The 6,841-nt window shown below is 74.5% G+C and carries 5 protein-coding genes; 3 read left to right on the top strand and 2 right to left on the bottom strand.

The window, feature by feature from the left end; genetic code table 11:
- Window positions 1-127: 127 nt before the first annotated feature.
- Window positions 128-1,135, bottom strand: a complete 1,008-nt coding sequence (locus ACFWP2_RS23285; RefSeq protein WP_380454372.1) for an ATP-binding protein — start codon at window positions 1,133-1,135, stop codon at window positions 128-130.
- A gap of 216 nt (window positions 1,136-1,351) precedes the next feature.
- Here ACFWP2_RS23285 and ACFWP2_RS23280 point away from each other — a divergent pair, with 216 nt between their 5' ends.
- Window positions 1,352-2,242 (top strand): oxidoreductase, encoded by an 891-nt coding sequence (locus ACFWP2_RS23280; RefSeq protein WP_380454370.1) that lies wholly within the window; start codon window positions 1,352-1,354, stop codon window positions 2,240-2,242.
- A gap of 416 nt (window positions 2,243-2,658) precedes the next feature.
- Here the strand turns inward: ACFWP2_RS23280 and ACFWP2_RS23275 are convergent, their stop codons facing one another.
- Window positions 2,659-3,456 carry an HAD family hydrolase gene (locus tag ACFWP2_RS23275; RefSeq protein WP_380454390.1) on the bottom strand — a complete coding sequence of 266 codons (798 nt, stop codon included), beginning with the start codon at window positions 3,454-3,456 and terminating at the stop codon, window positions 2,659-2,661.
- An 826-nt stretch (window positions 3,457-4,282) separates the two neighbouring features.
- On the opposite strand from ACFWP2_RS23275, the gene ssd reads away from it, so the two are divergent.
- Complete coding sequence (gene ssd / locus ACFWP2_RS23270; protein ID WP_380454368.1) at window positions 4,283-5,407, top strand: septum site-determining protein Ssd; 1,125 nt, start codon at window positions 4,283-4,285, stop codon at window positions 5,405-5,407.
- Window positions 5,408-5,484: 77 nt separating this feature from the next.
- Window positions 5,485-6,759 carry a TadA family conjugal transfer-associated ATPase gene (locus ACFWP2_RS23265; RefSeq protein ID WP_380454366.1) on the top strand — a complete coding sequence of 425 codons (1,275 nt, stop codon included), beginning with the start codon at window positions 5,485-5,487 and terminating at the stop codon, window positions 6,757-6,759.
- The last annotated feature ends 82 nt before the right edge of the window (window positions 6,760-6,841 follow it).

Here is a 6,841-nt window from a genome sequence, read left to right as displayed (position 1 = left end):
GGGGGGGGGGGGGGGGGGGGGGGGGGGGGGGGGGGGGGGGGGGGGGGGGTGGGGGCGGGGTGGGTCTACGGGGGCGGGGCGCCCGGGGGGGGGGGGGCCGCGGCCCGTCCGGCTGTGGTGGTGCGTGTCAGGCGTGGGCGCCCGCCGGGGCCGTGCGCCCGCCGTCGTCCGCGAACCCGCCCAGGACGAAGTCCTCGTCCACCTGTGTCGCGAGGTCGATGCCGACCTTGGAGTTGGCCCAGCTCTCCGCGTTGCGGCGGTGGAAGAGCACCGCCTGCTCGGTGTAGCGGCGCGCGTCCCGCCGCCCGTACGCCGCGTCGGCCGCGACCCGCAGTTCCTCCAGCACGGCCCGGTTGGCCGGCTCCAGGGACTTCAGCGGCGGCTCGGCGCCCTGCTCCAGGCGGCGCACCCAGTCCGACTGCCCGAAGGTGGTGAGCAGGTCGCCGCCGACCTCGCGGCGCAGGAAGGCCAGGTCGTCCGGGCCCTGCACCTTGTTGCCGACGACGTGCAGCTGCACGCCGAAGTCGCGGGCGTAGTCCCGGTACTGGCGGTAGACCGAGACGCCCTTGCGGGTCGGCTCGGCGACCAGGAAGGTCAGGTCGAAGCGGGTGAAGAGGCCGGAGGCGAAGGAGTCCGATCCCGCGGTCATGTCGGTCACCAGGTACTCGCCGGGGCCGTCCAGCAGGTGGTTGAGCAGCAGTTCCACCGCGCCGACCTTGGAGTGGTAGCACGACACCCCGAGGTCCTCCTCGGTGAACGCGCCGGTCGCCAGTAGCCGCACCGAGCCCTCGTCCAGCGCGATCGGGCGGGCGCAGGAGGCGTAGACCGGGTTCTCCTCGACGATCCGCAGCAGCCGCGAACCGCGGCCAGGCGGCGTGGTTTTGATCATCTCGTCGGAGGAGCGGATCAGCGGATTGCTGCCGCGCAGGTACTCCTTGATCTCCGGCAGGTGTCCGCCCAGCGGGGGCAGTCCGGCGGCCTGATCGTCCGTCAGCCCCAGGGCGGGGCCCAGGTGCTGGTTGATGTCGGCGTCCACGGCGATGACCGGCCGGCCCATGGCCGCCAGGTGGCGGATGAACAGCGCGGACAGCGTGGTCTTCCCGCTGCCGCCCTTGCCGACGAAGGCGATCTTCATCTGGGGACTCCGGCTCTCGCTCAGGGCCCTCGCTGCGGGCCGCCTGCCCAGGGTGCGCGCGTCGCGGACCCTAGTTGGAAATCGTTATCGTCTCCGATAGTGGTCATGCTAGCCGGGGTTTGGGTTTCGCCGCGGGCGGGAAGTGAGGATTGCCTCTAACGGGTGATGCGGGGTTGCTGTTCCGGGAGGGGCGGCCTGTTCATTACTCTCGGGTAGGTGAGCACTGGAACTGATCCCCTCGCCCCGCTGGCCCAGCTCCCCGGGGTCCCCGACGCGGTGGCCGAGGTGCGCAAGGCCGTCGACCGGCTCTACGGCCACCGGGTGATGCGCCGCCGCGCGGCCGAGGTCACCTCCGAGTCCGCGCTGCGCGGCGCCCGCGCGTCGGCGGCCCTGGCCGGGGCCGACTGGCCGCTGGAGGAGGTCCGCCGACGCAGCGACTTCAGCGCGGACCCCGAAGCCCGGACGGTCGGCGCGGCCCTGCGGATCGCCGCCGAGGCCGGTCAGCTGCTCAGCATCTGGCGGCACTCTCCGCTGCAGGTGCTGGCCCGGCTGCACCTGCTCGCGGTCGGCGACGGTGATCCGGCCGCCGGGCGCCCGCGTCGGGCCGGCGAGGGCGCCGAGGAGCTGTTCCCGCTGGCGCTGGAGCCGGTGGAGAGCGTCGAGGTCGACGCCGTGGACGGGCCGTTGCCCGTGCTGCCGCCCGCTCCGGGTGCGGAGGAGGTGGCGGCCCGGCTCGACCAGCTCTCCCGGCTGCTGGTGGCGCGAGCGGAGGGCCAGGGCGTGGGCACGCCGGCCCTCGTCGTGGCCTCGGTGGTGTACGGCGAGCTGCTCGCGCTGCGGCCGTTCGGCACTCACAACGGGGTGATCGCGCGGGCCGCCCAGCGGATCGTGCTGATCGCCGAGGGGCTCGACCCGAAGTCGATCTGCCCGGCCGAGGTCGGTCTGGCGGAGCTCGGCACCGCCGCCCACCGCCGGGCCCTGGCGGGCTACCTGGCGGGCACCCCCGAAGGGATGGCGGCCTGGATCGCGCACTGCGGCCGGGCGCTGCGGCTCGGCGTCCGGGAGAGCACGGCGGTCTGCGAGGCGATGCAGCGCGGGATGGTCTGAGCGATCGGACCGCGGCGGCGCGCGCCCCACGAGGGGGCGCGGGCGCTCGGCGCGGGGCGCGCGAAGAGGGCGCGTGGAGACGAGGATGCGGCGGCACCTGATCCTGCCGGGTGCCGCCGCTGGTGCAGATACCGGGTGACCATGCATGCACCGGAAGTGCCGATCAGACGGGGATCCTGCCCGTTCGTCTGGTCCGGCGGCCCGACAGCGGGTCGGCTGCATGTGGGTGCCCGGATATCTGTACGTGCGGTCCGTGGGGCCTGAACTGCGTTGTCGGTTTGACCTCTTAGGTCCTGACCGGGTCTCGCGGGCCGTGCTTCATTTGTATCGCGTTTCGGGCGAAAGGGGAACCCGAAACGAGAAGTCTGTCCTGGTTGCCCGTTTTGTCCAAGGGGGCGGGGCGGGGCGGTACGGCCTCAGGCGGCGGGGCGCCGCCGACGGGCCAGGTACCAGATCACCCCGGCGGTCAGCACGGCCGTCCCGGCCGCCACGGCGGTCAGCACCGAGCCGCTCGGGGCGGAGAACTCGGGCAGCCGGCGCCGCAGTTCCACCGGCTTCTCGAAGACCAGCACCGGCCACTCCCGGGCCTGCGCCTCCTTCCGCAGCGCGCGGTCCGGGTTGACCGCCGACGGATGGCCGACCGCCTCCAGCAGCGGCAGGTCGGTGGAGGAGTCGCTGTAGGCGTAGGACGCCGCAAGGTCGTAGCCCTCGGTGGCGGCCAACTCCCGGATGGCGGCGGCCTTGTTCTCGGCGTAGGCGTAGTACTCGATCTCGCCGGTGTAGCAGCCGTCCTCGACCTTGAGCCGGGTGGCGATGACGTGGTCCGCTCCGAGCAGTCGGCCGATCGGCTCGACCACCTCGGAGCCCGAGCTGCTGACGATCACCACGTCCCGGCCGGCCGCGTGGTGCTGCTCGATGAGCGAGGCCGCCTCGTCGTAGATGATCGGGTCGATCAGGTTGTGCAGGGTCTCGGCGACGATCTCGCGGACCTGCTGGACGTTCCAGCCCCGGGTGAGGGCGGAGAGGTACTCGCGCATCTTCTCCATCTGGTCGTGGTCCGCACCGCCGACCAGGAAGACGAACTGGGCGTACGCGCTGCGCAGTACGGCCCGACGGTTGATCAGTCCGCCCTGGTAGAAGGGGCGGCTGAAGGCCAGCGCGCTGGACTTGGCGATGATGGTCTTGTCGAGGTCGAAGAAGGCCGCCGTGCGCAGCCCGCCGGGTCGAGGGCGAACGGGCGGGCGGAGCTCTTCGGGCCCGGTCGGGTCGCCCTGGGACTCGTCGGCGTGGTCGTCGGCGTTCTCGGTGGTGTCCACGGGAACCGAGGATAGAGGGAGCCGCAAAACACCCCGCCATTCGGCGTACTCGCGGGCGTGCGGGTTTGTGTTTCTGGCCGCTCGGGTACACCATGGAAGTCACGGATCGTTCGCGACCGTGCTAACCCGGTCCGGCTCCTCCCCCCCGAGCCGGGCTGTGGATAGACGACCCCCGCTCTCCCCCCCGGCGGGGGTCGTCGCACGTCCGGGGCCATCTTCAGGGCTTGAACGCCCCTCGCGGCGCGTCCGTCGCCGTCGTGTCGCCGGCCTACAGGGGGTGTCGTCACCTCGGCCCGGCGATCGACTTTCGTCACTCTGCGTTGCCATTTGCTCATGTGCGTCGGGGATCGAACGGCTGGTTCCGATCGGTGGCGCGTGCCCGCTCGGAAGCGGTCCGCGGAAGGTGCCGCGCACCGGTCGGGAGAGCCTTCGAACGGGACGCGGCGGTTCACCGGTTCATCTCGGTGACCCCCTTTCGTCAATTCTTCGCCGATTAGCCCCCCGCCCGGGTGAACGATTTCTCCACAGCACACGAGTTATCCACAGGCAATCGGAACTCGGATGACGGATTCCTGATCTCCCCCCACCGTGATGTCCGACGGCGGTCGCCGGACAGGGCCTCACCCCTTCCATCCCCAGAGGCCTGTCGGGCGGCCGTCCGTCGGAACCGTCCGACGTGCGCCGGCGGCCCCCCCGGGGGCCGGCGGCGCGGAGGGGAGAATCCATGTCGACGCCGATCGCCGACCACATCACCGCCGAGGGCCCCTCGGGCGCCGGGCCGCTCATCGTCACCGAGGACGACGGCCTGGCCGAGCACCTGCTGCGGATCTGCGCGGCGGCGGGCACCGAGCCGAGGCTGCTCCGGGGCGCGCCGCCGACGCGGGAGCTCTGGGAGGCGGCCTCGTTGGTCCTGGTCGGGGACGACCAGGCCGTCCGCTGCTCCGGGCTGGGGCGGCGTGGCGGGGTGCTGCTGCTCGGGCTGGACCTCGACGACCCCGGGGTGTGGGTCAGAGCCGTCCAACTCGGGGCCGAGCACGTGCTGTTCCTGCCCGACGCCGAGGCCTGGCTGCTCGACCGGATCGCCGACGCGGCCGAGGGCGTCGGCAGCCCGGCGGTCACCGTCGCGGTGCTCGGAGGCTCCGGCGGGGCCGGAGCCTCGACCCTGGCCTGCGCGCTGGCGGTCACGGCCGCGCGGGCGGGCCGGCGGACGATGCTGCTGGACGGCGATCCGCTGGGCGGGGGCCTGGACATCCTGCTCGGCGGCGAGCGGGTCAGCGGGCTGCGCTGGCCCGATCTGGCCGGCTCCCGCGGGCGGGTCAGCGGGGCCGAGCTGGCCAGGGCGCTGCCGGCGCTCAAACGGCTCGCCGCGCTGTCCTGCCTGTCCTGGGACCGCGGCGACACCCTGACGGTGCCGCCGGAGGCCATGCGCAGCGTGCTGGCCGCCTCCAGGCGGCGCGGCGGGCTGGTGGTCGTCGACGTGCCCCGCCACCTGGACGCGGCGGCCGGGCAGGCGCTGGAGCAGTCCGACCTGGCGCTGCTGGTGGTCTCGGCCGAGCTGCGCGCGGTGGCCGCCGCGGACCGGGTCGCGGCGGCGGCCCGGATGCGGCTCGGGGACGTCCGGGCCGTGGTGCGCCCGGCGCGGGCCGGTGGGCTCCCGGCCCGGCAGATCGTCCGCGGGCTGCGGTTGCCGCTGGCGGGAGAGCTGGAACCGGAGCCGGGCCTGGCCCAGGACGTCGTGAAGGGCGTCCCGCCCGGGAGCCGGGAGAGCGGCCCGCTCGCGCGCTTCTGCGCGAGCTTCCTGAACGAGGTGCTGCCGCCGGTGCCGGTGGTCGGAGGAGGTGCGTACTGATGGTCCGTCTGCGCAGAACGGTACTCCGGAGCGGCTCGCCCGGCCCGGGCGGCGGCGGTGCGCGGGAGCACCGGCCGTTGCGGAGCGTGCCGCCGCCCGGTGGGCCGCCGGAGCCCGCGCCCGGGCACGGGCCCGGTCCCTGCCCGTACGGCCGGACGGCCCGCGAGCAGCGTACGGCGGCCCTGGTGGACGCGGTCCGGCTGCGGCTGGCCGAGTCGGGGGCCGCCCCGACGGCCGGCTCGGTCGCCGCCGCGCTGCGGGCCACCCGCCCGCCGCTCGGCGGGGACGAGGTCCTGGACACCGTGCGCTCGCTGCGCGCCGAACTGGTGGGTGCGGGCCCGCTGGACCGGCTGCTGGCGGCGCCTGACGTCACGGACGTCCTGGTGAACGGTCCGGACGAGGTGTGGGTCGACCGTGGCGGCGGCCTGCAGCGAGCCACCGGAGTCCGCTTCGCCGACGCCGAGGCGGTGCGGCGGCTGGCCCACCGGCTGGCCACCGCGGCCGGTCGGCGGTTGGACGACGCCCGTCCGTGGGCGGACGCCCGACTGCCGGACGGCACCCGGCTGCACGCCGTGCTGCCGCCGATCGCGGCCGGCTGCACGCACATCTCGCTGCGGGTCTGCCGTCCCCGGCCGTTCACGCTCGACGAGTTGGTGGCGGGCGGGTCGCTGCCACCGGAAGGTGCGGAGCTGCTGGCGGGCATCGTGCGGGCCCGGCTGTCGATGCTGGTGTCCGGTGGGACGGGCTCGGGGAAGACCACGCTCCTGTCGGCCCTGCTCGGCCTGGTCGGGCCGGACGAGCGGATCGTGGTCGCCGAGGACTCCGCCGAGCTGCAACCGGCCCACCCGCACGTGGTCCGCTTGCAGAGCCGTCCGCCCAACCAGGAGGGGCTCGGCGAGTTCACCTTGCGGGACCTCGTCCGCCAGGCGCTGCGGATGCGCCCGGACCGGCTGGTGATCGGTGAGGTCCGCGGCGCCGAGGTGTCGGACCTGCTGGCCGCGCTGAACACCGGACACGAGGGCGGCTGCGGCACGGTCCACGCCAACACGGCGGCGGACGTGCCGGTCCGGCTGGAGGCCCTGGGCTCGCTCGCCGGTCTCGACCGGCCGGCGCTGCACAGCCAACTGCGCGCCGCACTCGACGTGGTGGTGCACCTGGTCCGCGATCCGGGCTCGGGGCGGCGCCGGGTGGCGGAGATCCACACGCTGACCGGAGCCGGTGACGGGTCGGCCGTGACCACACCCGCGGTGGCCTTCCCGGCGTCCGGCGGCCTGAGCCCCGGTGCGGGCTGGGAGCGGCTGATCGGACTGCTGGCGGCGCGTGGGGTGCCGCTCGGGTCGGGGTGCCCGTGATCGCGGGGGCGGTAGCGGTGACGGCGGCCGGGTCGGCGAGTGCGGACGCGCGGGTGGTGGGAATCGCCTTCGCCCTGCTGCT

Origin of the sequence: Kitasatospora sp. NPDC058444, assembly GCF_042721415.1 — a bacterium.
In the GTDB taxonomy this organism is placed as follows: Bacteria; Actinomycetota; Actinomycetes; order Streptomycetales; family Streptomycetaceae; genus Kitasatospora.
This window is presented reverse-complemented; position numbering and strand designations above follow the sequence as displayed.